We start from the raw sequence: 21,925 nt of genomic DNA, 5'->3' as shown, positions 1-21,925 counted from the left end.
TATATTTAAATTATATGGTCTGTCGTTCTGTTTATTGGTGGGTAAAAATATCGCTTCATCACTTTGGTTTTATAAAGCAGCGAAACGCTAAGTGATTTTGTTGGAGAGAAATGGCAGATATAAAAAAGCCGACCCTAAGGTCGGCTTTTATCACAACTTAAGCTGGGTCTAAATTATAGAGACTCAGTGAAAGTACGTGCGATTACGTCTTTCTGTTGTTCAGCAGTTAGAGAGTTGAAACGCACAGCGTAACCCGATACACGGATAGTTAGCTGAGGGTATTTCTCTGGGTGCTTAACTGCGTCTTCTAGAGTTTCGCGGTTAAGAACGTTCACGTTTAGGTGTTGACCACCTTCGATGCCAGCTTCGTGGTGGAAGTAACCATCCATTAGGCCTGCAAGGTTAGAACGTTGAGTATCTTGCTCTTTACCTAGTGCGTTAGGCACGATAGAGAAGGTGTAAGAGATACCATCTTTCGCATCAGCAAACGGTAGTTTACCTACTGAAGTTAGAGATGCTACAGCACCTTTCTCGTCACGACCGTGCATTGGGTTTGCACCTGGTGCGAACGGAGCACCTGCTTGACGACCGTCAGGCGTGTTACCAGTCTTCTTACCGTATACCACGTTAGAAGTGATAGTTAGGATAGACTGAGTAGGGATCGCATTACGGTAAGTTTCAAGCTTACGGATCTTGTTCATGAAGGTTGTAACAAGTTCACAAGCGATGTCATCAACGCGAGCGTCGTTGTTACCAAATTTAGGGTAGTCGCCTTCGATTTCGAAGTCGATTGCGATACCGTCTTCATCACGTACTGGCTTAACTTTAGCGAACTTGATAGCAGCTAGTGAGTCAGCAGCAACAGATAGACCAGCAATACCACAAGCCATAGTACGACGTACGTCACGGTCGTGTAGAGCCATAAGTGCAGCTTCGTAGCTGTACTTGTCGTGTGAGTAGTGGATTGCGTTTAGTGCAGTCACGTATTGCTTAGCTAGCCAATCCATGAAGTTGTCTAGACCTGCGTATACTTTGTCGAAGTCTAGAACTTCGTCCATCATAGGCTCAGTCTTAGGACCAACTTGCATTTTCAGCTTCTCATCCACACCGCCGTTGATAACGTATAGAAGAGTTTTAGCTAGGTTTGCACGAGCACCGAAGAACTGCATGTGCTTACCGATAACCATTGGCGATACACAACAAGCGATAGCGTAGTCATCGTTGTTGAAGTCAGGACGCATTAGGTCGTCGTTTTCGTACTGGATAGAAGAAGTATCGATAGATACTTTCGCACAGAAACGCTTGAAGCCGTCAGGTAGTTGCTCAGACCATAGAACAGTGATGTTCGGCTCTGGAGAAGGACCCATAGTGTATAGCGTGTTTAGGAAACGGAAGTTAGTACGTGTAACTAGCGTACGACCGTCAACACCCATACCACCCATAGATTCTGTTGCCCAGATTGGGTCGCCAGAGAACAGCTCATCGTACTCAGGAGTACGTAGGAAACGAACCATACGTAGTTTCATTACGAAGTGGTCGATCATTTCCTGAGCTTGTTCTTCAGTGATGATGCCAGCAGCGATATCACGCTCAACGTAGATGTCTAGGAAAGTCGAAGTACGACCTAGAGACATTGCCGCGCCGTTTTGAGATTTAACAGCAGCTAGGTAACCGAAGTATACCCATTGGATAGCTTCTTGAGCTGTTTGTGCTGGCTCAGAAATGTCACAGCCGTATTTCGCTGCCATTTCTTTCATTTGACCTAGTGCACGGTACTGCTCTTGAATTTCTTCACGAAGCTGCATCGTCATTTGTAGGTCTTCACCCGCTTCCAGTTTCTCTTGTAGAGAATGGAATTGAGCTGCTTTGTCCTTCATTAGGAAGTCAATACCGTATAGTGCTACACGACGGTAGTCACCGATGATACGACCACGACCGTATGCATCTGGAAGACCAGTTAGAACACCAGACTTACGACATTTTAGGATATCAGGAGAGTAGATATCGAAAACGCCTTGGTTGTGCGTTTTACGGTAATCAGTGAAGATTTTAGATACTTGAGGATCTAGAGTGCGGCCGTAAGCTTTACAAGAACCTTCGATCATACGTACACCGCCGTTAGGCATGATTGCACGTTTTAGTGGCGCTTCAGTTTGAAGACCAACGATCTTCTCTAGATCTTTGTTGATGTAACCTGCGTCGTGCGCAGTAATGGTAGAGATAACAGAAGTATCGAAATCAACAGGCGCGTGCGTGCTGTTTTCTTGTTTGATACCTTCCATAACTTGATCCCAAAGCTTGTTAGTTGCTTCAGTACCTTCAGTTACAAGGAAAGACTCGTCACCTTCATATGGGGTGTAGTTTTTCTGGATGAAGTCACGAACGTTAACGTCGTTCTGCCATTCGCCCGCAGCGAAACCTTCCCAAGCTTTAGCAAATTGCTCTGCCATTGTATACCTACCTATATTCTATTCAGTAGAAAAAATAATCGTGTTATCGACGTCTAGGGCTTACTTACGTAGCTCAGGACGGCGATGGATAATCCAATAAGTCATGCCAACTAAGAAACCACCACCAATGATGTTACCAATGGTAACTGGGATCAGGTTGTTGAATACGAAATGACTTACCGTTAAATCTGCAAATTGCGATGGGTCAACACCCGCTGCTGTCCAGAACTCAGGACTAGCAAAAGAGTGGATCACGATGCCCATCGGAATCATAAACATGTTTGCGATGCTGTGCTCAAAACCACTTGCTACGAACATAGCAACAGGTAGCAACATAACCATCATTTTATCAGTTGCTGAACGACATGAGAATGTCATCCATGTTGCAAGACATACCATTAGGTTACATAGCATACCTAACACTACGGCCTGACCGAAAGTATGGTGCAGTTTATGTTGCGCAATTTTCATCGCATTGATGCCCCATTGGCCGTTTGCACCCATATGTTGTTGTGCAATCCAGATGCAGGCTACAAAAAAGATAGCACCGCAGAAGTTACCTAGGTAGACAACTCCCCAGTTTCTTAAAAGTTGAAGTGTTGTAATGCGGCCACTTGCGCGAGCCACGGTTGTTAGTACTGATGAGGTAAATAGTTCACCGCCACAGATAACAACAAGAATAAGACCAAGACTGAAAGCCATACCACCGACAAATTTTGCCATGCCCCAAGGCATGTCGCCGGCGCCAGTTGTAACCGTAGTATAGAAAACGAAGGCGATGGAAATAAAGACGCCAGCAGTAATAGCAAGGAAGAAGGATTGTAGAGGGTTCTTCGTTGCTTTGTAGACACCAACTTCTTCGGCTTTGTGCGCCATAGCTGGTGGCATGAGAGCGTCAAACGGGTTGTTTTCAGTCTTCACAGGAATGCTCTTATAAGGTTCAAATTTTTGCTGGTTGGATAATACCAAATGGGTGGAGGCAAAAAGTTGATGCAGATCATGGCGGTGAAATTATATAACAAATTTGGTCGGTTTGTTATATGTCATACAAACCTAAGTTGTTGTTTTTGTTTGATATAATTTTTTTGATAAACGCTAAAAAAATTTTAATGTAATTTTTTTTCAGGTCGTAAGGTGAATTTTACACTTTATACTTAACTGTTGTTTATCAATGGGATAGCTGTTTTTATCTGGCGATAAGGCTGGGTTGATTTTAGGACTTATTCTCATTTATTTTCAAAATATGTTAACCGACTGTTTCTAAAAGCCTAAATCCTTTATGAAAGTTTCAGTTTGCATGTAATTTTCACAAACAAAAAAGGCTGACAACCCATGAGTTATCAGCCTTTTATATTGTTTTTGCGCTATGGATTCAGCGTAGGCATTACATAAGCTAATGCTTATTTGGTATGTTCAGCCTTGGCACGCTGTAGCTTATGATACGAGTTCAATAGCTTTTGATGAGCAGGGAATTGCTCCATTGTTAGATCGCCCGCGTTAAGACCATAAAAGCGAACCGTACCTTCGATTGAGCCCCAAGCAGCGGCAACAGTTTCTTGACCAAACATACGTTCAAACACGGTTTTATATTGTGCTGGATCGCGCTCTTCATCAAGAGCGAGTTTCAGGCTCGCAACCAAGCAACGGAAGAACTGCGAACGAGTTGGTGAGTAGGTGGAAACGTTGTAATCAACACACCAACTTGCAAATTCCAGTGCAAGCTCTAAATCGCCACCCGCAAGGGCAAGTAGACATTTTAATTCACCAATACGTAGGGTTTGCCATGCATCGCCCGTTTGCGGCACTAAACCGATGATTTCGTATAGACGGTTGAAGTCGTCGAACCCTTCTTCTTCTAAGATTGAGTACATTTCAGCGTATTGCTCGGCATCCCAATCTACGCTTGGCAGTGCAAGCAAGGTTTCGCGCAACTCCAGTGCGACGTTATTGTTGGCTTCGATCAACTCTTCAACAGGGTAGATCTCAGACCAACCCGGTACGATGATGCGACAGCAATCTACACCGAGGTGATCGTAATCGGCGATGTATACATCAGTGCCTTCATCATGGAACATTTTCAGTAGGTGAGCGAACTCTTGCTCAGAGCTGCCTTCGAAGTTCCAATCAACGAAATCGTAATCGCTGTCGTCTTTAAAAATATCCCACGAGATCAAACCTGATGAATCAATAAAGTGGGTTTCAAGATTATGGTGATCCGCCACTTCTTCGTCATCGAATGATGGCTCAGGGAAAACATCCAAATCTTTTAGGCCGCGACCTTGTAGTAACTCGGTAACGGTACGCTCTAGCGCGACTTCAAAGCGAGGGTGAGCACCGAACGAAGCGAAACAGGTGTTATTGCTAGGGTTTAACAGAATGACACAGATCACTGGGTATTTACCGCCAAGTGAAGCGTCGTAGCAGTAAATCGGGAAGCCTTCAGCTTCTAGGGTATCAATCGACTCTTTGATACCAGGGAAACGAGCAATCACTTCAGCCGGGATCGCTGGCAAGCTAATGCGCTCAGCAATAATGCGGTTTTTGATAGTACGCTCAAAAACTTCAGACATACCTTGGGTGCGAGCTTCGGTACGGTTATTACCTGCTGACATACCGTTAGAAACGTACAGGTTACCAATGATGTTCATCGGGATGTAAACCGTTTCTTTATCGCTTTGACGCTCAAACGGTAAAGCACACACACCGCGTTCCATATTGCTTGATTGCAGATCCACCATATCGGTTGCAAGCAGCTCTAGGGTTGGATCGTAGAACTGAGCGAGACGCTCGTCCAGCAGACCTTCTGGCGGCAAGTTATCTTCGGTTGAAAACGGAAACCACTTTTCATTGGGGTAGTGGACAAACTCACTATTGGCAATGTGCTCACCAAGGTAGTAGTCAGCGTAAAAGTAGTTGGTTGACAGACGTTCAAAGTATTCACCCAGCGCAGAAGCAAGCGCCGCTTTCTTGGTTGCACCTTTACCATTGGTGAAGTTCATCGGTGCATCAACATCACGAATATGCACTGACCATACATTTGGTACTGGGTTTAACCATGACGCTTCTTCAATGTTGAAGCCAAGGTTTTTCAGTTGGGTTTGGAAGCGTTCGATGGACTCTTCCAACGCGGCGTCTTTACCTGGGATAAATGTTTTCATTATTTTGATTTCTTGTCGCTGTTGAGTGCGCGCGATTATACCGACTACATAGGAGAGTTAAAGCTATTAAGTGTTACTCAGTGTTTGGTGATGACGACCACATTTTTCCTTGTGTTTAGCAAGATTTTGAAAAGCAGCAAGAGGATTTTAATGAGGGAAATATAAACAGTTTGACGCTTATCTCATCCAAAATGTTGGCTGAGTGAAAGTTGTCACAGAATGCAAAAATGGCTTGTAGCAGAATGATTTGGCTATATTAAAGTCAGTTCGAGTCTTGTGCTGACATATAACTAATTGTCGAAGTAATATGCTGCTTACTGGGATGTATGCAGATAAGTGGACGATACCTCGACATAAAAACGAGGGATACGATGAAACAGAAACTTGCACAGTATATTGACGGTTTACGCGAAGATTATATTCAAGCGGTGCAACACTTGGTGGCGATGCCGAGTGTGTACCAAGACGATGATAGCAACACACCTTTTGGTCAACCGATCGATGACTGTTTAACTGCAACCTTGGCTTATTGTGAGACTTTGGGTTTTACCACCTATAAGGATCCGGAAGGCTACTACGGCTATGCCGATATTGGTCAAGGTGAGCAAATGATCGGGGTGTTAGGGCACCTTGATGTAGTGCCTGTTGGCGATGAGTCAGCATGGGATTCTCCACCATTTGCCGCTGAAATTCGTGATGGCTGTATTTATGGCCGCGGCACCCAAGATGACAAAGGGCCAACCATTGCTGCGATGTTTGCAGTAAAAGCCTTGATGGCCTGCGGTGTTGAGTTAAACAAGCGTGTTCGTTTTATCTTCGGTACAGACGAAGAAACTTTATGGCGTTGTATTGATCGCTACTGCCAAAAAGAAGAAATCCCACAGTGTGGCTTTACACCAGACTCAGCGTTCCCATTGATCCATGCTGAAAAAATGCTGATCCAATCTTACCTTAAAGGACCGGGTGATGTGGACGTCGCATTGGAATGCGGTGGTGCATTAAATGCAGTGCCTGAATTAGCACGCTACCAAGGCCCACTTCTCGATGAGCTTGTTGCGGCGTTGGATCAACTGGGCTTTGACTTTAGTTGTGAAGATGACGAGTTGACCGTGTTTGGTAAAGCGGCGCACTCAGCGTCATCTGATACCAAAGGGGTCAATGCGATTGCTCGTTTGTGTATGGCAATGGCGAAGGTCGGTGTTGAGCACCCAATGGTTCGCTTCATTGCTGAGCAAATTGGTCAGGATGCCAATGCCACCGAGATCTTTGGCTCGATTGAAGATGTCAGCGGTCGCCTAACTTTCAATATTGCCCAACTCACCATTGATGAAAACCACAGCCAATGTGGTATCGATATCCGTGTTCCTGTGACTTTCAGTAAAGAAGATTACGACACCGATATTAAAGCAGTGACTGAGCAGTACGATCTGCAATACGAAGAGTTTGATGTATTGCCGTCACTGTACTTGCCAGCAGATAGCCCAATCATTGAAAGCTTAATGTCAGCGTACCAAGAGATCAGCGGCGACACCGAGAGTAAGCCAATGACTTCAGGCGGTGCGACTTACGCACGCGCTATGCCTAACTGTGTTGCTTACGGGGCGATTTTCCCTGGACGCGACAAAGTAGAACACATGCCAAATGAATACCTCATCATAGATGACATGTTGAAAGCGATGAATGTCTACGCACATGCCATCTATAAGCTACAGGGAGTAGAGTTATGACAACGGCAACAGACAATAGCCAACAACCCGCTAAGGCTAAAAAATCGTTCAAGATGCCAACTGTGTATACCATCTTGTTCATTATTATCGCCTTGGTTGCCTTGCTGACATGGATCATGCCAGCAGGTAAATACGACTACATAGTGAGTGGCACTGACCAAGTGATCCCAGCCGCACAAGTGCTGGACTACGACGGCGGTGAGCGACTACTGCCAATTCCGGGTACTTACCAAGAGTTGGAATCGTCACCACAAGGCGTGATTGATGTCTTGATGGCACCAATCAAAGGCTTCCACCGTGCGGTAGACGTGGCGCTATTCGTATTGGTGATCGGTGGCTTCTTGGCTATCACCATGCGCACTGGTGCGATGGATGCTGGGGTAGCAGCGATTGTTCGTAAGTTTAGAGGTCGCGAACAAATGCTGATCCCTGTGCTGATTTCGCTGTTTGCGGTCGGTGGTTCGACTTACGGGATGGCGGAAGAGACCGTGGCATTCTGGGCGGTGATCTTGCCAGTAATGGCAGCGGCAGGTTATGACCGTATGGTTGCTGCCGGTATCATCTTGCTTGGCTCAGGTGTTGGGGTACTGGCATCAACCGTGAACCCATTCGCAACCGGTATTGCATCTGGCTTTGCTGGCTTACCTATCGGTGACGGTATCGGCTTACGTGTGGTGCAATTGGTTGTTTTGATTGCATTGGCGTCTTGGTTCGTGATGCGTTATGCCGCAAAAGTAAAAGCGGATAAATCGGCTTCTGTGCTTGCGGATATCGAATTCGATGACGAGTTCTCGCACATGAAAGAAGACACTGGTGAGTTTACGACGAAACAAAAACTCACTATGAGCGTGTTCTTCGGTGCCTTCTTGATCATGATCTACGGTGTTATTCCGTGGGAAGACATGGGCATTACCGCAATCCCAACGTTGTTCTGGTGGTTCGATGAGCTTTCAACTCTGTTCTTGACTGCGGCAATCGTGATTGCAGTGATCAACCGCATGTCAGAAGGCGACTTCATCCGTACCTTCATGGAAGGGGCGAAAGACCTGATTGGTGTTGCACTGGTTGTGGCTGTGGCGCGTGGTATCTACGTGGTGATGGATAACGGTATCATTATCGATACTATCTTGAACTGGGCTGAAGGTGTGGTAACAGGCTTGTCATCTGGCGTGTTTGTTATCGTGACTTACCTTGTACATATCGTGCTTAGCTTCTTTATCCCATCAACCTCTGGTTTGGCGACGGTATCTATGCCGCTAATGGCGCCATTGGCTGATTTCTCTGGTATTGGTCGTGACTTGATCATCACGGCTTACCAATCAGCAAGTGGTTGGATCAACATCTTCGCACCAACAGCAGGTCACTTGGTGGCTGGTTTGGCACTCGCGAAAATCCCTTACGAGCGTTTCCTCAAATGGGTAATGCCATTCGTAGTGATTGTGTTTGTGGCAACCATCGTTGTGCTATTTATGGGCGCAGCGTTCTAAGCTTCTCACTTGTGACTGACAAGTAATAAAAAAGCGGTGTACCTAGGTACACCGCTTTTGTTTTGCGATAGCAATGAAGAGAGGCTTATACCTCGAACTCGCTCAGGCGGTTCTTCTGGTTCTCTGCCAGTTGCGACAGGTGACCACTTGCCTCGGCTGTTTGGCTGATACCCGCCACGTTCTGGCTAATGATATCGTTGATGTTGTTGATGTTCTGCGTAATGTCAGTAATAGCGCGGCTTTGTTCTTCAACAGATGACGTTACATCACCGTTCACTTGGCTGATATCACGTAGTGCTTGAGTAATCGATTCAAGCTGAAGGCTGGTTTGCTCAGCGATTTCGTTGTTTTCGTTAACCTTATCCAAGCTGTCGTTTACAGCGGTTACTACCGTTGAAGACTTGCTTTGCAGCTGATCGATAATAGTTTGGATCTGCTGCGTTGACTCTTGGGTCTTAGCGGCAAGGACACGAACCTCATCGGCGACTACTGCAAAACCACGACCACTTTCGCCAGCACGTGCCGCTTCAATCGCTGCGTTCAGTGCCAGTAGGTTGGTTTGCTCTGAAATGCTGTCGATCACTGTGATCACTTCGCTGATTTTCAGGCTTTGCTCGTTCAAATCCATTACTTGCGCAGACGTATCGTTTAGCTGCTCGGTAAGCTCTTGAGATAGCTGACGAGATTGCTGTGCAATTGCGGCACCTTCAGCGCCCATATGAAGCGCTTGCTGGGCACTTTCATCGGCTGTTTTTGCGTAACCATCAACTTGTGACGCCGCCGCAGAAAGTTCAGTCACTGCTGTGGTGATTTGCTCTACTTGCTGTTGTTGCTCGCGGCCATTGACTTCACTCTGGGTCATAACCGCTGCCAGCTCGGTAGATGAGGTTGCCACTTCATCACCCATGCCACGAAGCGCGCGGATGGTTTGGCTTAGCTGAGCAATCGCATCATCAAGACTTTGACCAAGCTTACCTAGCTCATTTTTACCGCTGATATTAGAGCGTGATGTTAGGTTACCTTCTGCCAGTGATTTCACCGCAAGGTAAAGGTTTTGCATTAGGTTGCTGATTGCATTGGCAAGTAGCAGACTGATCGCCATCGACAGGATGATTGCGATAGTCGATGCAAAGATCTGGCTGGAGCCTACTGAGTCAAGTAGCTCGTGTGAGCGGTTGGCTAGCTCTTCTGTGTGGGCTACCGCATCTTTAGTTAGGCCCGTAATGATATCGGTGTTGGTATTACCCAAGGCAATCATAGTTGTTACCGCCTGTGCTTTTTGCGCATCAAGGGCGATAATTTGGCTAACTTGCTGTTCCCACTCATTCGCGTGGTTAACTAGCGTTTGGGCTTCTGACCATTGACGGAACGGTTTTAGCTCTTCGATCATCAAGCGTGTTTGCTCTAATGCTTTACGTGTGGCGTCACTATTTTGACCCTTTACACCTTCAGCAATATTAAACAACATTAAACCACCGATGTTTGAAATATCAGATAGTTTATTTGTCCATAGCTCTAAATCTTTGTCATTACGGCTATTTGCGATAACGCTGTCAGCTTCATTTATATCGTTAGTAATCCAACTTGTCGCGTCATAAATTGCGTTGATATTTTGACGATACTGACGAACTTTTTGTGACTCAATAGAATATTGATTAAAGTTACGAATAAATTTATCAAGTTCAGATTTAACGTCAGGCGTTAGCGCAATATTATCGGCTTTAATTAATGCACTGTAGCTTTGTTGAATTTTGATGTAGTTATCATCGTTAGTGGCAACCATTTTGTCTAGACGATCGTAGAAACCAAGGCCGTAGATCGCCGCCATGCGGCTAACATCTTGTAAATCTTGAAATTCTTTTAGTGTGGCATTAAAAGAAATATAGTTATTTACGGTATTGGTATTTTCTTCTACATCAGATAGTAAGCTTTGGCTAATTAAGATTGTTATAACAAAACATAAAATCGCAAAAGCCGATGATAGGGATAATAAAATCCGCAACGGTAGGTTTTTAATAGTATTAAGCATGATTAATTTATAGTTCTAATATTCGTGAAGGGATAACTTAAATTAATTGACCCTCTCAATTAATTACTGCCGATAATTATATCTATTAGAACTAATTTTTAGTAGCAGCTTTTATAGCGCAAAAAATAAATATTAATTTAAATAAGATCACGGCTTATACCAATAATTCATTGTTCTTAATATTTATTAATAATATTAATTATTCGATATGTCGCTATTTATGTTGTTCATATGAGTAAAGTTACCTATTGGGCTTAGTATCCAGTTTGTGCTCTAGTTAACAGTATTTTATCGGTAGCTTTGATATCGGGTCGGCATGTTTTGTATACGTGATTTGTCTGTAATGAGTGAAAGTTCCTCAAACTTCACTGACCGAACATAAGCAAAGGGTAGAGGATTGCTCTCTCTACCCTAATTAGCATCTCTTCCTCTGCTTAGGCTGGGAAAATCACTTGGTATAGCAGACCAGCACTTACTGCCATGCCTAAGATCACGACTAAGAAAGCGGCAATCATCTTGTTGTTGAAGATAGATTTCAACAGGATCACCTCGGTTAAGCTTGCTCCCGCGCTACCTATGATCAATGCCATGATCGCGCCTAACCCCATACCTTTAGCGGCGAGTGCTGCGCTTAGTGGGATCACAGCTTCAGCGCGAATATAAAGCGGAATACCAATCACAGCGGCAACAGGCACTGCAAATAAGTTATCACTGCTCGCAACGCTAGCGACCCATTCGGTAGGCATAAAGCCGTAAATCATCGAACCAATCGCAATACCACCAATTAAGTAAGGCAATACCTTCTTAAAGTCAGACCAAGTGCTGCGCCATACTCTACGCCATTTATTTTCAACAGGGCGACTACCGCAACTTGAGCCACAGCCACTTGGTTTAGGTGCCTCGTATGCCGATGGTTTGATATAACGTTCAAAGCCAAGTTTTTCAAGGCTATAGCCAGCGATGATCGAGACCCCAAGGGCGATGGTGAAGTAAAACACTGTCACTTTGATACCAAAGGTCACCACGAATAAGCCAATGATAATTGGGTTCAATAACGGGCTAGCAAACAAAAATACCATCATGGTGCCAAAGCCAGCTTTTGCTCGAAGCAGACCTTTCAAAAATGGGATAGTCGAGCATGAGCAAAACGGGGTGATGGCGCCAAGGAAGGCGGCAATGATGTAGCCTTTTCCTTTTTTCGCGCTCAGGATCTGCTGGATCTTTGCGGGTGAGATGTACTCTTGCAACATACCGACAAAGTAGCTGATCACTAAAAATAGTACGGTTAACTCGGCGGCAAGGAAGGCAAACATGCCTGCGGTTTCTTTTGCCATGCTGACAAATTCAGGGCTCATGGAGTTTCTCCAATTGATCTATATTTCTAGAATGTTCGAAATATAGATTCACAAGATTGTAGAGTCAAGATACCGAGAGAAAAATATTTCTGCTATTATCGAAATATTGAAGTGAAAGTGGGCACTAAAATGGTGTCATTCCTGCGTGATGAGGAAGAAAAATGGAAGCAATTGAAGAGTTTGCCAAAGCATTGAAAGAGCTGGGCCATCCGACGCGGCTACAAATTTTTAAACACTTAGTTAAGGCGGGTCATCAGGGCTTAGCAGTCGGGGATATTCAGCAAGAGCTGTCGATCCCAGGTTCGACGCTCTCGCACCATATTTCGAGCTTGGTGGCGGCAGGCTTGGTTAAACAGCACCGAGAGGGGCGCACATTATATTGCGTGCCGCAATTCGATGCGTTACAACAAGTGATTGATTTTCTGCAAGATGAGTGCTGTAGCCGTCAGTAAGTAGGTGGCTTAAGCTTTGAGGTTGGTACCGAGTGAGCGAATGCTTTGGGCTGCACCTTCGCTGTTGTAGGTCATTTGGTTTTTGCCACGGCTTTGTTGGAATAGGTTGTTGAGCTTATGAAAGCTTAGTTGTGCGCGCTGTAAAGCTTCACCGTTAATTTCATTAAGCTCTTTGCATTTTTCAGCAGTGGCTTTAATGCTATCGACGGCAGCGGTGAGCTCTGCTTCTTCGGTGAGACGTTGACGCTGAGCGTGACTGGCAATCAGGTGATCCTGTTGCTGAATGCTATTGATCAGGTTCAGCTTGTCTTTCGCCAACCTTTCTATTTCAGCGGACTGGCGTGACACAATCGCCCCTTTTTCTTGCTCTAATAGGCGGGCAAGGGATTGCAGGGTGGCCTGTTGAAGTTCCAGCAATTGCTCTATGGTGTGAGACATCAAAAACTACCAGTGTGACTATTCGGCGCTTAACTTCGTTAAATACCGCGTAGTTCTTCTTCAAATTTCATCATGTTTGATGCCAGTTTATCTGCATCCACTTTGTACGAGCCATCGGCAATGGCTTGTTTAATCTCTGCTACTTTCGCGTTATCAAAACTTGGCTCAGCAGCTAGCTGTTGGTGAAGTTGTCCCACTGCTTTTCCTTGTGAGCTAAGGGATACGGCATCATTTTGTACGCGCGGCCCTAACGTTTCAGTTGACGAAGACGCCTCTGAAGCCGTGTTGCCTGCTTTCGCTTGATTGCTGCGCGCTGCCGGGATGGGTTGTCCGGTACGGAGCTGATCGATACTAGCCATTAAATTAACCCTTTGAACAAAATACTCTGGTTATACAGTGGTGCTATCGGCGGACATAATTATAACTTTAGCACCAAAATTAAAAATTTACGGTCACTTCACCCACACCGGTGATAATACCATCAACCACGCGTTTGGATTTATTATTTTGGATACGAATCTGATCCCCTAAGCTGCCATCACTGAGTGCGGTACCGTTAGTGACAATATTTAGCCCACTATTACCTGCTCGGATGAGTACTGACTCATTACGGCAAACCAAGCAAATATCATTGCCCTCAATAGTATCACCCATATTTATTCCGCGTTTAACCTTAGAGCCGATCACCTGCGAAGGTTCTTCAAAACTAATGCTACGTTGGAAGCGATTTTCTACCAATTTTATGGTTAAATCCGCTGCGGCTATTACAGTACCTCGTGGCAGAGGCTTGGTTGCTACTACACGCGGTAACAGTAACTTGACGCGTACAGGGACATAAACTTGCCAATTTTCGGTCGGGCAATTGATCAGTACCGTGACATTTCCCGTCATGGATTGTTTACCGGGAATGGAAGTATTGAGCGGCATTGAACATTCGGTAAGACGAAGGCGAGAATCAAGCTGCGCCGGGGTCACTTGCAATTCCCCATTCTGCGGCGGCTCAACATTATCTAACACAAATTCTTTTGCCGTTTGTTGTACGGTATGTAGATAATTTGTACTTGTTCCATGTACAATAGCGCTAAAGATAATCGAGAATAGGCCGACTATTAGTACTAAGGGTGAAAAAGGGGCTCGATTAGTCACTGTTTTTACTCGTATTAACAATATTGCAGGGGCTGAAATCGCAAGTGATGAAGTCCATAATATGTGATTCGCGAATAGATTGCTTGCGATCACCCACTTAAATATAAAAATCTTAGATGGAGTCACCTGTATGACGGGAATACTTGATTCGGTGAATCAGCGCACCCAATTAGTTGGTCAAAACCGCCTGGAACTGCTTACGTTCCGTTTGAACCGACGTCAGCGCTACGGCATTAACGTTTTTAAGGTGAAAGAAGTTCTCCAGTGTCCAAAGCTGACAACGATGCCTAACCTTCACCCACTAGTGAAAGGTATTGCTCACATTCGTGGTCAGACTATCTCGGTGATCGACATGAGCCTGGCGACGGGCGGTCGTCCAATCGATGATTTGGATAACTGTTTTGTGATCATCTCTGAGTTTAACCGATCTATCCAAGGTTTCTTGGTATCGTCGGTTGAGCGCATCATCAACATGAACTGGGAGTCTATTCTTCCACCGCCAAAAGGTGCAGGTAAAGCAAACTACCTGACAGCGGTTACCGAGATTGATGATGAACTGGTTGAGATTCTGGACGTAGAAAAGATCCTTGATGAAATTTCACCAGTTGACACTGATATCACAGATACAGTGCTGGAAGAGTTGGTAGAAGACTTTGCAGCTGTTCGCCGTGTACTTGTGGCGGATGACTCAAGTGTGGCACGTAAGCAGGTACAACGCGCAATCGAAGCAATTGGTTGTGAGTGTGTGCTGGTGAAAGATGGCCGTGAAGCTATCGTTAAGCTGCGTGAGATGGCGAAGGAAGCAAGTATTTATGAACAACTTGCGCTGGTAATTTCAGATATCGAAATGCCAGAAATGGACGGATACACCCTGACGGCAGAAATCCGTAACGATCCAAACCTAAAAGATCTACACGTTATTCTGCACACGTCATTGAGTGGTGTATTTAACCAAGCAATGGTTGAGCGTGTGGGTGCAAACGCATTCATTCCTAAGTTCAACCCAGACGAATTAGGTGCAGCGGTTAAAGCCGCAATGCCACAACAATAATCCATTGATCGGTTACTTTCTTTGAGAAGCGGAAAGTAACCGAGAGGGTTAAAATGGAACCGCTGAAAAGCAACCGTGTATAAAGAGTAGTAGATGACAGCTATAACTATAAAAGACCAAGAATACAAAGACTTTTGTCGATTTTTAGAAGCTCAGTGTGGCATCGTCCTTGGTGATAGCAAGCAGTACTTAGTCCGTAGTCGACTAAGTCCACTAGTCAGCCGATTTTCGCTATCATCTCTGTCTGATTTGCTGCAGCAAGTGATTAGCGGTCGTAATCGCGAATTACGAGTAGCGGCGGTTGACGCAATGACAACCAACGAAACCTTATGGTTCCGCGATAGCTATCCGTTCACTGTCTTGGCTGATAAAATTTTACCTGAATTGGCGGCAAATAAGCGCCCGATCAAAATTTGGTCAGCGGCAAGTTCGTCAGGTCAGGAACCTTATTCGCTTGCAATGACAGTATTGGAAACTCAAAGCCGTCGTCCGGGTTTGCTTTCATCTGTTAACATCACCGCGACAGATATCTCGCAAACAATGCTAGATACTTGCCGTGCTGGTGTGTACGACAACCTTGCGCTGAGCCGTGGTTTGTCACCAGAGCGTCGTCGTATGTTCTTTGAGAACAATGGTGATGGTCGCATGAAGGTGAACGATAAAGTGAAGCGAATGGTGAACTTCCGTCCGCAAAACTTGAAAGACAGCTACGCGCTTTTGGGCAAGTTCGATGTCATTTTCTGTCGTAACGTACTGATTTACTTCTCTCCAGAGATGAAGTCTAAAGTACTTAACCAAATGGCAGCATCGCTAAACCCTGGTGGTTATTTACTACTGGGTGCATCTGAGTCACTAACGGGTCTGACTGATAAGTTTGAAATGATCCGTTGTAACCCAGGTATCATCTACAAACTTAAGTAATAATCGGTCGTCAGTTCAGCGGAGAAGCCATATCGCGTCTTCTTAGCTCTGATACCAGATTGGCATAAAACTAGCATCGCATTGTTTAGGGCACGCTCTAAACGGCGATGCTTTTTTTGTTTTTGTGGCGCAGTTTTGCTATTGCGCTGTAAAGCCCTTATGCTGGCAAAGCGAAACCTTTTCCCTTTTTCTGAACACCACAAAACAAACTTGGCACCCTACTTGCATTTATTCGTGCAGGTTAACTGGAGGCAACATATGTCCATTTCTTTTGATAAAGCATTAGGTATTCATCAACACACCGTTGGTGTACGTGCAAAACGTGCGGAAACCTTGGCAAGTAACATCGCTAACGCGAATACGCCGGGCTATAAAGCAAAAGATTTGGATTTCGATCGTGCACTGCGAGCGGCAAAGTCTGGGGCAAGCATTAGCCTTAGTCGTACCAGCGAGCGGCATATCTCTGCCTCAACCCAGTTAATGGGTGAGCAAATGTACCGTGTACCAACGCAACCTGATACAGGTGATGGCAACACAGTAGACGCCCAACTGGAAAAAAGCTTGTTCATGCAGAACTCGCTGGAGTACCAAGCATCGTTAGACTTCCTTGGGTCTAAGTTTAAAAACATGTCCAAGGCACTGAAAGGAGGGGAGTAATAAATGAGCCTATTTAACGTATTTAATGTGGCAGGTTCTGCCATGAGTGCAGAATCGGTTCGTTTGAACACTACTTCAAGTAACCTAGCGAATGCTAATAGCGTAAGCAGTTCTGCAGAAGAAACCTACAAAGCGCGTCACCCTATTTTTGCTGCGGAGCTGCAAAGCGCAAGCTACCGTCGTGAAGATAGTGTGCCAGTGCAAGTGAAAGGTATTGTTGAAAGCCAAAAACCACTGCGTGCGGAGTATAACCCTGCGCACCCAATGGCAAATGCGGAAGGCTACATCTACAAACCGAATGTTAATGTGATGGAAGAAATGGCTAACATGATTTCAGCCTCACGTTCCTATCAAACCAATGTGCAAGTAGCTGATGCGGGTAAGCAAATGCTGATGAGCACATTGCAGATGGGCAAATAGGTTAAGGAGTTTCTGTAATGACCGGTATTAATGGTGCGGGTGGTGCTTCTAACCTGACTTATCTTGATCAGCTTAAAGCGATGCAAGAGAAGAAGGTACAAGAAGAGCAGAAAACCACAGGTCAGAATGAACTAAAACAAGAAGATTTCTTGTCGCTCCTAACGAAGCAGTTAGCGCAGCAAGACCCGTTCAAACCTGTGGGTAATGACCAAATGATTGCCCAAATGGCATCATTTGCGACCGTAGATGGCATCAGCCAAATGAACGAACAGTTCGGTAGCTTGAACTCAGCAATGACGTCGAATCAGGCGTTACAGGCATCGTCTTTGGTCGGACGTGACGTACTGATCCCAAGCACTACTGCAGTGAAGGGTATCGAAGGTGGGGTTGCTGGCATGGTGAAATTGCCACAAGCCATCGACAACCTGATGGTACGGATTGAAAACGAACAAGGCCAGTTGATTAAGACAATGGATCTTGGTGCTAAGCCACCGGGTGAACACCGCCTTGATTGGGATGGGAATGACGAAAACGGCAACCCATTGCCAGAAGGGCGTTACAAAGTGAAAGCGGCAGGCTTAGTTGGTGGTGAAAACCGTGAGTTCGATGTATCGACCTACGCCAACGTAAACAGCGTGTTGTTAGGCAACGGTGACGGCAACGTCATGCTTAACCTTGCCGGGTTTGATAGCCCATTTAAGTTAGCAGAAGTATTAGAAGTCGGTCAGGTTTAATACCACTAGGTAAAAGGTATTCGGAGAATTAATCATGGGATTCAACATTTCACTAAGTGGTATTGGTGCGTCACAAAAAGACCTCAACACTACCAGTAACAACATTGCCAACTCCAACACATACGGCTTTAAAGAGTCGCGTGCGGAATTCGGAGATGTGTACTCGGCGTCGATCTTTTCGAATGCAAAAACCACCACAGGCGGCGGTGTACAAACATCGGTTGTTGCTCAGCAATTCCATGAAGGCTCTAGTATCTACACCAATAACCCACTTGATATGCGTGTATCAGGTAGCGGTTTCTTTGCGGTGGCAGATGACCAACTGCAGCCACAAAATAATAGCCTGACTCGTAACGGTGCTTTCCACCTAAACAAAGACAACTACTTGGTTAACTCTGAAGACCAATACCTACTGGGTTATAAAGTCGATGCGACGACTGATCAGGTGACCTCATATGAGCCTCAAGCACTGAAAGTGCCAGATCAGTTTGGTCAGCCTCGCGCTTCAACCAATATTCAAGTGGGTGTGAACCTGCCTGCTAATGCTGAAGCAAAAGATGCTACACAGTTTAACTTTAGCGATCCGAATACTTACGATAAGTCGACCTCAGTTACGATTTATGACTCCCTTGGTCAGCCGTACAAGATGACCACTTACTACGTGAAAGACAACACTGCACCTAACCGCTGGGCAACGTACTACACAGTAACTGACGGTGATAGTGAAAAAGCACTAAACGTGGCTAACGGTGGTGCAACCAATGGTGCTGGCCATAAAGGTGTTGTGATGGACTTCAACTCTGACGGTTCGGTGAAAACCATTAATGGTGGTAACCCAATCGTGACCGAGAACTTTGCGGCAGCAGGCTTGAAGCTAAATGGTGGTGATGATCAGCAAACACTGACCTTTAACTACGATGAGCCGACTCAGTACGCTGCGCCGTTTGAAGTACGTCGTTTTAACGAAGATGGTGCAACCACAGGTTACCTAGCGAAAGTGGATATCGACCCGAAAGGCTCTATTGTTGCGACTTACTCTAACGGTGAGAACGTGACCCTTGGTCGTGTTGGTATGGTACGTGTACCAAACGAACAAGGCTTGGTATCGAAAGGCGGTACTCAGTGGGTAGCGAGCCAAAACTCTGGCGCAGCAATTTGGGGTGAAGCAACCCAAGGTGCATTCGGTGCGATTAAGAGTGGTACTCTTGAGCAATCAAACATCGACATGACGCAAGAGCTGGTGGATTTGATCACCGCTCAACGTAACTTCCAAGCGAACTCCCGTGCGCTTGAAGTGGATAACCAACTGCAACAAACAATTCTTCAAATTCGTTAATACCTTTTCTCGTGTATTAGCTGATTGCCGCTTGCCCTTGCAAGCGGCAATTTTTGTCATATCCAGCGTCAGCAAGTTGACGCCTCCTACCTTTGCGGCAACTTAAAAATATTAAGTTGTTGATATCTATTGATATTTATTTGTGGCATATATATTGCTTAACTTGTCGTCAGATGACGATGGGAGAGTAATATGGATCGCGCGCTATTTCTTGCCATGAGTGGTGCAAAGCAAGATATGTATGGAATGCAGTTGCATGCCAACAACCTTGCTAACGTAAAAACAACCGGTTTTCGAGCTGACCTTGAGCAGGCACGTAGTATGCAAGCTTACGGTGAAGGCATGCCGACCCGTGTTTTTGCGATGACCGAACGTCCTGGACAAGACTTTTCCCAAGGGTCAGTGATGACCACAGGGCGCGATCTGGATGTTGCCGTTCAAGGCGATGGTTGGTTAACCGTCACCGATGCGTCAGGACAAGAAGCCTACACCCGAGCAGGTCACCTGAAAATTGACCAGACGGGGATGCTACAGAACACCAATGGCAACCTGATGATGGGTGAAAATGGTCCTATTTTTGTTCCTCTTCCAATCAGCAAAATTGAAATTGGTACCGATGGCACGATTTCGGTACTTCCACAAGGTGCGCCACCAGAAGCGATGGAAGTGATTGATCGCTTGAAGCTTGTGCGCCCTGCAAACAACGAATTATATAAAGACGTCAACGGCTTATTTAAGTCGAAGACCCCAGGTAAAACCTATGATGCTGATGCCAATGTATCGGTACTTAAAGGTGCGCTGGAAGGCAGTAACGTGAATGCGGTTGGCGAAATGACCAGCATGATCGATCTGCAACGTCACTTTGAAATGCAAGTCAAACTGATGAAAACCGCTGAGCAGATGGATGAAGCATCTGGCTCGCTACTGCGCATGGGTTAATAGGGTAGAAGGAAACTAAGATGCATCCAGCACTTTGGGTAAGTAAGACTGGTCTTGATGCCCAGCAAACCAATATTTCAACCATTTCGAACAACTTGGCGAATGCCTCGACCGTGGGTTTTAAAAAGAGCCGTGCGGTCTTTGAAGATTTGTTTTACCAGAACATTAACCAGCCGGGTGGTCAGTCATCTCAAGACACTCAGTTGCCATCGGGCTTGATGCTTGGTGCGGGTTCAAAAGTGGTCGCGACGCAAAAAGTCTTCACCCAGGGTAATACCCAAACCACCAACAATGCGATGGATATGATGGTAGAAGGTGAAGGCTTCTTCCAGATCATGCTACCAGACGGCAACATTGGTTATACCCGTAACGGTCAGTTCACCATCAACAATGAAGGTCAGCTAGTCACCTCGGGTTCTGGTTATGTCTTACAGCCTGAAATTGCGATCCCTGAAGACGCAGTGGGTATCACGGTCGGTACGGATGGTGAAGTGTCGGCACGTATTCGTGGTCAGCAAGAGAATCAGGTGCTAGGCCAGATCACTACGGTTAACTTCATCAATCCAGGCGGTTTGGAACCTATTGGTCAGAACCTATTTTTGCCAACAGGCGCCAGTGGTGACCCGCAAGAAGGTGTTCCTGGACTGAATGGCTTGGGCTCTATCCGTCAATCAATGCTAGAAACATCGAACGTAAACGTAACCGAAGAGCTAGTGAATATGATTGAAGCTCAGCGTGTTTACGAGATGAACTCGAAAGTGATCTCAACAGTGGATCAGATGTTGAGCTACGTGAACCAGCAGCTTTAGTACGGAATTAGGGTCATGATGAAAAAAATCTTGTGTAGCTTGGTGTTTCTGACTTTAACCGGTTGTGAGTTGATACCTCAGCAACCAGATACTGGTAATGATGTTGAGAAGGCAACCACTAATGTCGATGCCGTTGAAGGCTCGACCAAAAAAGAAAGTGACTTGGTGGATATGCTACGCCGCCGCGAAGACCCTGAGCAAGGCGATCCGGCATGGGCGAGTGTGCGTCCTCAACCAAAACCAGAGCACTATGCGACAGCGACAGGCTCACTGTTTAGCACTTCGCATGTACAAGATCTTTATGATGACACTAAGCCGCGTGGTATTGGCGATATCGTCACGGTACTGCTAGAAGAGCGAACACAAGCGAAAAAGAGCGCAAGCTCTGACCTTGACAAGAAAACTGATATGTCGATGGACCCGCTAGCCTTGGGTGGTCAGAACATGCAGATTGCTGGGCGAGAACTGTCTTACGAAGTGAAGAACCAAAACAAATTCGCGGGCAGCACATCGGCCGATCAAAGCAACAGCATTAAAGGTGAAATCTCGGTAGAGGTGATCGACATTTTGGCGAATGGCAATTTGATTGTGCGCGGTGAAAAGTGGTTAACCCTGAATACGGGTGATGAGTACATTCGTGTTAGCGGCACCATCCGTCCTGACGATATCAGCCAAGAAAATACGATAACGTCTACTCGTATAACGAATGCGCGCATTCAGTATTCAGGTACAGGTGATCGCCAAGATATTCAAGAGCAAGGCTGGCTAGGCCGCTTCTTTAACGTCACGTTATAACCTCAGTTTGATGGGAGCATG

The 21,925-nt window shown here is 45.7% G+C and carries 20 protein-coding genes; 12 read left to right on the top strand and 8 right to left on the bottom strand.

Annotation, left to right across the window (positions count from 1 at the left end):
* Window positions 1-173 precede the first annotated feature (173 nt).
* The 3 genes from pflB to ycaO all read right to left on the bottom strand — a co-directional run bounded on the left by pflB (window position 174) and on the right by ycaO (window position 5,608).
* Window positions 174-2,450, bottom strand: a complete 2,277-nt coding sequence (gene pflB / locus A3K86_RS07115) for a formate C-acetyltransferase (RefSeq protein ID WP_068329781.1) — start codon at window positions 2,448-2,450, stop codon at window positions 174-176.
* 60 nt (window positions 2,451-2,510) lie between these two features.
* Complete coding sequence (focA, locus tag A3K86_RS07110) at window positions 2,511-3,371, bottom strand: formate transporter FocA (protein WP_068329777.1); 861 nt, start codon at window positions 3,369-3,371, stop codon at window positions 2,511-2,513.
* A 479-nt stretch (window positions 3,372-3,850) separates the two neighbouring features.
* The gene (gene ycaO, locus A3K86_RS07105; protein ID WP_068329775.1) at window positions 3,851-5,608 is read right to left on the bottom strand and encodes a 30S ribosomal protein S12 methylthiotransferase accessory factor YcaO; all 1,758 of its coding nucleotides are present in this window, start codon (window positions 5,606-5,608) and stop codon (window positions 3,851-3,853) included.
* A 371-nt stretch (window positions 5,609-5,979) separates the two neighbouring features.
* On the opposite strand from ycaO, the gene A3K86_RS07100 reads away from it, so the two are divergent.
* Both A3K86_RS07100 and A3K86_RS07095 read left to right on the top strand, forming a co-directional pair.
* Complete coding sequence (locus A3K86_RS07100; protein ID WP_068329772.1) at window positions 5,980-7,335, top strand: M20 family metallopeptidase; 1,356 nt, start codon at window positions 5,980-5,982, stop codon at window positions 7,333-7,335.
* The gene (locus tag A3K86_RS07095; protein WP_068329769.1) at window positions 7,332-8,822 is read left to right on the top strand and encodes a YfcC family protein; all 1,491 of its coding nucleotides are present in this window, start codon (window positions 7,332-7,334) and stop codon (window positions 8,820-8,822) included. Before A3K86_RS07100 ends, A3K86_RS07095 begins: the two co-directional genes overlap by 4 nt.
* 85 nt (window positions 8,823-8,907) lie before the next feature.
* On the opposite strand, the gene A3K86_RS07090 is transcribed toward A3K86_RS07095, so the two are convergent.
* Window positions 8,908-10,851: a methyl-accepting chemotaxis protein gene (locus tag A3K86_RS07090; RefSeq protein ID WP_068329766.1), complete on the bottom strand. Its 1,944-nt coding sequence runs from the start codon at window positions 10,849-10,851 to the stop codon at window positions 8,908-8,910.
* 434 nt (window positions 10,852-11,285) lie between these two features.
* Window positions 11,286-12,206 carry a permease gene (locus tag A3K86_RS07085; RefSeq protein WP_068329763.1) on the bottom strand — a complete coding sequence of 307 codons (921 nt, stop codon included), beginning with the start codon at window positions 12,204-12,206 and terminating at the stop codon, window positions 11,286-11,288.
* Between the two features lie 161 nt (window positions 12,207-12,367).
* On the opposite strand from A3K86_RS07085, the gene A3K86_RS07080 reads away from it, so the two are divergent.
* Window positions 12,368-12,658 carry an ArsR/SmtB family transcription factor gene (locus tag A3K86_RS07080; protein ID WP_068329760.1) on the top strand — a complete coding sequence of 97 codons (291 nt, stop codon included), beginning with the start codon at window positions 12,368-12,370 and terminating at the stop codon, window positions 12,656-12,658.
* Window positions 12,659-12,667: 9 nt separating this feature from the next.
* Here A3K86_RS07080 and A3K86_RS07075 read toward each other — a convergent pair whose 3' ends face one another.
* The 3 genes from A3K86_RS07075 to flgA all read right to left on the bottom strand — a co-directional run bounded on the left by A3K86_RS07075 (window position 12,668) and on the right by flgA (window position 14,242).
* Window positions 12,668-13,096, bottom strand: a complete 429-nt coding sequence (locus A3K86_RS07075) for a flagella synthesis protein FlgN (RefSeq protein ID WP_068329757.1) — start codon at window positions 13,094-13,096, stop codon at window positions 12,668-12,670.
* 38 nt (window positions 13,097-13,134) lie between these two features.
* Window positions 13,135-13,455: a flagellar biosynthesis anti-sigma factor FlgM gene (gene flgM, locus A3K86_RS07070; RefSeq protein ID WP_068329754.1), complete on the bottom strand. Its 321-nt coding sequence runs from the start codon at window positions 13,453-13,455 to the stop codon at window positions 13,135-13,137.
* Between the two features lie 79 nt (window positions 13,456-13,534).
* The gene (gene flgA, locus A3K86_RS07065) at window positions 13,535-14,242 is read right to left on the bottom strand and encodes a flagellar basal body P-ring formation chaperone FlgA (protein WP_068329751.1); all 708 of its coding nucleotides are present in this window, start codon (window positions 14,240-14,242) and stop codon (window positions 13,535-13,537) included.
* 130 nt (window positions 14,243-14,372) lie between these two features.
* On the opposite strand from flgA, the gene A3K86_RS07060 reads away from it, so the two are divergent.
* The 9 genes from A3K86_RS07060 to flgH all read left to right on the top strand — a co-directional run bounded on the left by A3K86_RS07060 (window position 14,373) and on the right by flgH (window position 21,904).
* Entirely contained in the window at window positions 14,373-15,293 is a 921-nt protein-coding gene (locus A3K86_RS07060; protein WP_068329748.1) for a chemotaxis protein CheV, read from the top strand.
* Window positions 15,294-15,386: 93 nt separating this feature from the next.
* A complete protein-coding gene (locus A3K86_RS07055; RefSeq protein WP_068329744.1) occupies window positions 15,387-16,214 on the top strand; it encodes a protein-glutamate O-methyltransferase in 828 nt (275 codons plus the stop codon).
* 258 nt (window positions 16,215-16,472) lie between these two features.
* The gene (flgB, locus tag A3K86_RS07050; protein WP_068329741.1) at window positions 16,473-16,871 is read left to right on the top strand and encodes a flagellar basal body rod protein FlgB; all 399 of its coding nucleotides are present in this window, start codon (window positions 16,473-16,475) and stop codon (window positions 16,869-16,871) included.
* 3 nt (window positions 16,872-16,874) lie between these two features.
* A complete protein-coding gene (flgC, locus tag A3K86_RS07045; RefSeq protein ID WP_068329731.1) occupies window positions 16,875-17,291 on the top strand; it encodes a flagellar basal body rod protein FlgC in 417 nt (138 codons plus the stop codon).
* 17 nt (window positions 17,292-17,308) lie between these two features.
* The gene (flgD, locus tag A3K86_RS07040) at window positions 17,309-18,025 is read left to right on the top strand and encodes a flagellar hook assembly protein FlgD (protein WP_068329728.1); all 717 of its coding nucleotides are present in this window, start codon (window positions 17,309-17,311) and stop codon (window positions 18,023-18,025) included.
* 34 nt (window positions 18,026-18,059) lie between these two features.
* Window positions 18,060-19,361, top strand: a complete 1,302-nt coding sequence (gene flgE, locus A3K86_RS07035) for a flagellar hook protein FlgE (RefSeq protein ID WP_068329725.1) — start codon at window positions 18,060-18,062, stop codon at window positions 19,359-19,361.
* Window positions 19,362-19,553: 192 nt separating this feature from the next.
* On the top strand, window positions 19,554-20,300 hold the full coding sequence (gene flgF, locus A3K86_RS07030; protein WP_068329722.1) for a flagellar basal-body rod protein FlgF: 747 nt from the start codon (window positions 19,554-19,556) through the stop codon (window positions 20,298-20,300).
* A gap of 20 nt (window positions 20,301-20,320) precedes the next feature.
* Window positions 20,321-21,109 carry a flagellar basal-body rod protein FlgG gene (gene flgG / locus A3K86_RS07025; protein WP_068329719.1) on the top strand — a complete coding sequence of 263 codons (789 nt, stop codon included), beginning with the start codon at window positions 20,321-20,323 and terminating at the stop codon, window positions 21,107-21,109.
* 18 nt (window positions 21,110-21,127) lie between these two features.
* On the top strand, window positions 21,128-21,904 hold the full coding sequence (gene flgH / locus A3K86_RS07020) for a flagellar basal body L-ring protein FlgH (RefSeq protein WP_068330284.1): 777 nt from the start codon (window positions 21,128-21,130) through the stop codon (window positions 21,902-21,904).
* The last annotated feature ends 21 nt before the right edge of the window (window positions 21,905-21,925 follow it).

The organism is Photobacterium jeanii, assembly GCF_001650345.1.
Taxonomy (GTDB): Bacteria; Pseudomonadota; Gammaproteobacteria; order Enterobacterales; family Vibrionaceae; genus Photobacterium; species Photobacterium jeanii.
Note: the sequence above shows the minus strand (reverse complement) of the source record. Positions and strands in the feature narration are given on the sequence as shown.

Excerpts from the sequence above, each read along its gene's own strand:
- pflB (WP_068329781.1), bottom strand. The coding sequence starts at position 2,450 with ATGGCAGAGCAATTTGCTAAAGCTTGGGAAGGTTTCGCTGCGGGCGAA.
- ycaO (WP_068329775.1), bottom strand. The coding sequence starts at position 5,608 with ATGAAAACATTTATCCCAGGTAAAGACGCCGCGTTGGAAGAGTCCATC.
- A3K86_RS07100 (WP_068329772.1), top strand. The coding sequence starts at position 5,980 with ATGAAACAGAAACTTGCACAGTATATTGACGGTTTACGCGAAGATTAT.
- A3K86_RS07095 (WP_068329769.1), top strand. The coding sequence starts at position 7,332 with ATGACAACGGCAACAGACAATAGCCAACAACCCGCTAAGGCTAAAAAA.
- A3K86_RS07090 (WP_068329766.1), bottom strand. The coding sequence starts at position 10,851 with ATGCTTAATACTATTAAAAACCTACCGTTGCGGATTTTATTATCCCTA.
- A3K86_RS07085 (WP_068329763.1), bottom strand. The coding sequence starts at position 12,206 with ATGAGCCCTGAATTTGTCAGCATGGCAAAAGAAACCGCAGGCATGTTT.
- A3K86_RS07080 (WP_068329760.1), top strand. The coding sequence starts at position 12,368 with ATGGAAGCAATTGAAGAGTTTGCCAAAGCATTGAAAGAGCTGGGCCAT.
- A3K86_RS07075 (WP_068329757.1), bottom strand. The coding sequence starts at position 13,096 with ATGTCTCACACCATAGAGCAATTGCTGGAACTTCAACAGGCCACCCTG.
- flgM (WP_068329754.1), bottom strand. The coding sequence starts at position 13,455 with ATGGCTAGTATCGATCAGCTCCGTACCGGACAACCCATCCCGGCAGCG.
- A3K86_RS07060 (WP_068329748.1), top strand. The coding sequence starts at position 14,373 with ATGACGGGAATACTTGATTCGGTGAATCAGCGCACCCAATTAGTTGGT.
- A3K86_RS07055 (WP_068329744.1), top strand. The coding sequence starts at position 15,387 with ATGACAGCTATAACTATAAAAGACCAAGAATACAAAGACTTTTGTCGA.
- flgB (WP_068329741.1), top strand. The coding sequence starts at position 16,473 with ATGTCCATTTCTTTTGATAAAGCATTAGGTATTCATCAACACACCGTT.
- flgC (WP_068329731.1), top strand. The coding sequence starts at position 16,875 with ATGAGCCTATTTAACGTATTTAATGTGGCAGGTTCTGCCATGAGTGCA.
- flgD (WP_068329728.1), top strand. The coding sequence starts at position 17,309 with ATGACCGGTATTAATGGTGCGGGTGGTGCTTCTAACCTGACTTATCTT.
- flgE (WP_068329725.1), top strand. The coding sequence starts at position 18,060 with ATGGGATTCAACATTTCACTAAGTGGTATTGGTGCGTCACAAAAAGAC.
- flgF (WP_068329722.1), top strand. The coding sequence starts at position 19,554 with ATGGATCGCGCGCTATTTCTTGCCATGAGTGGTGCAAAGCAAGATATG.
- flgG (WP_068329719.1), top strand. The coding sequence starts at position 20,321 with ATGCATCCAGCACTTTGGGTAAGTAAGACTGGTCTTGATGCCCAGCAA.
- flgH (WP_068330284.1), top strand. The coding sequence starts at position 21,128 with ATGAAAAAAATCTTGTGTAGCTTGGTGTTTCTGACTTTAACCGGTTGT.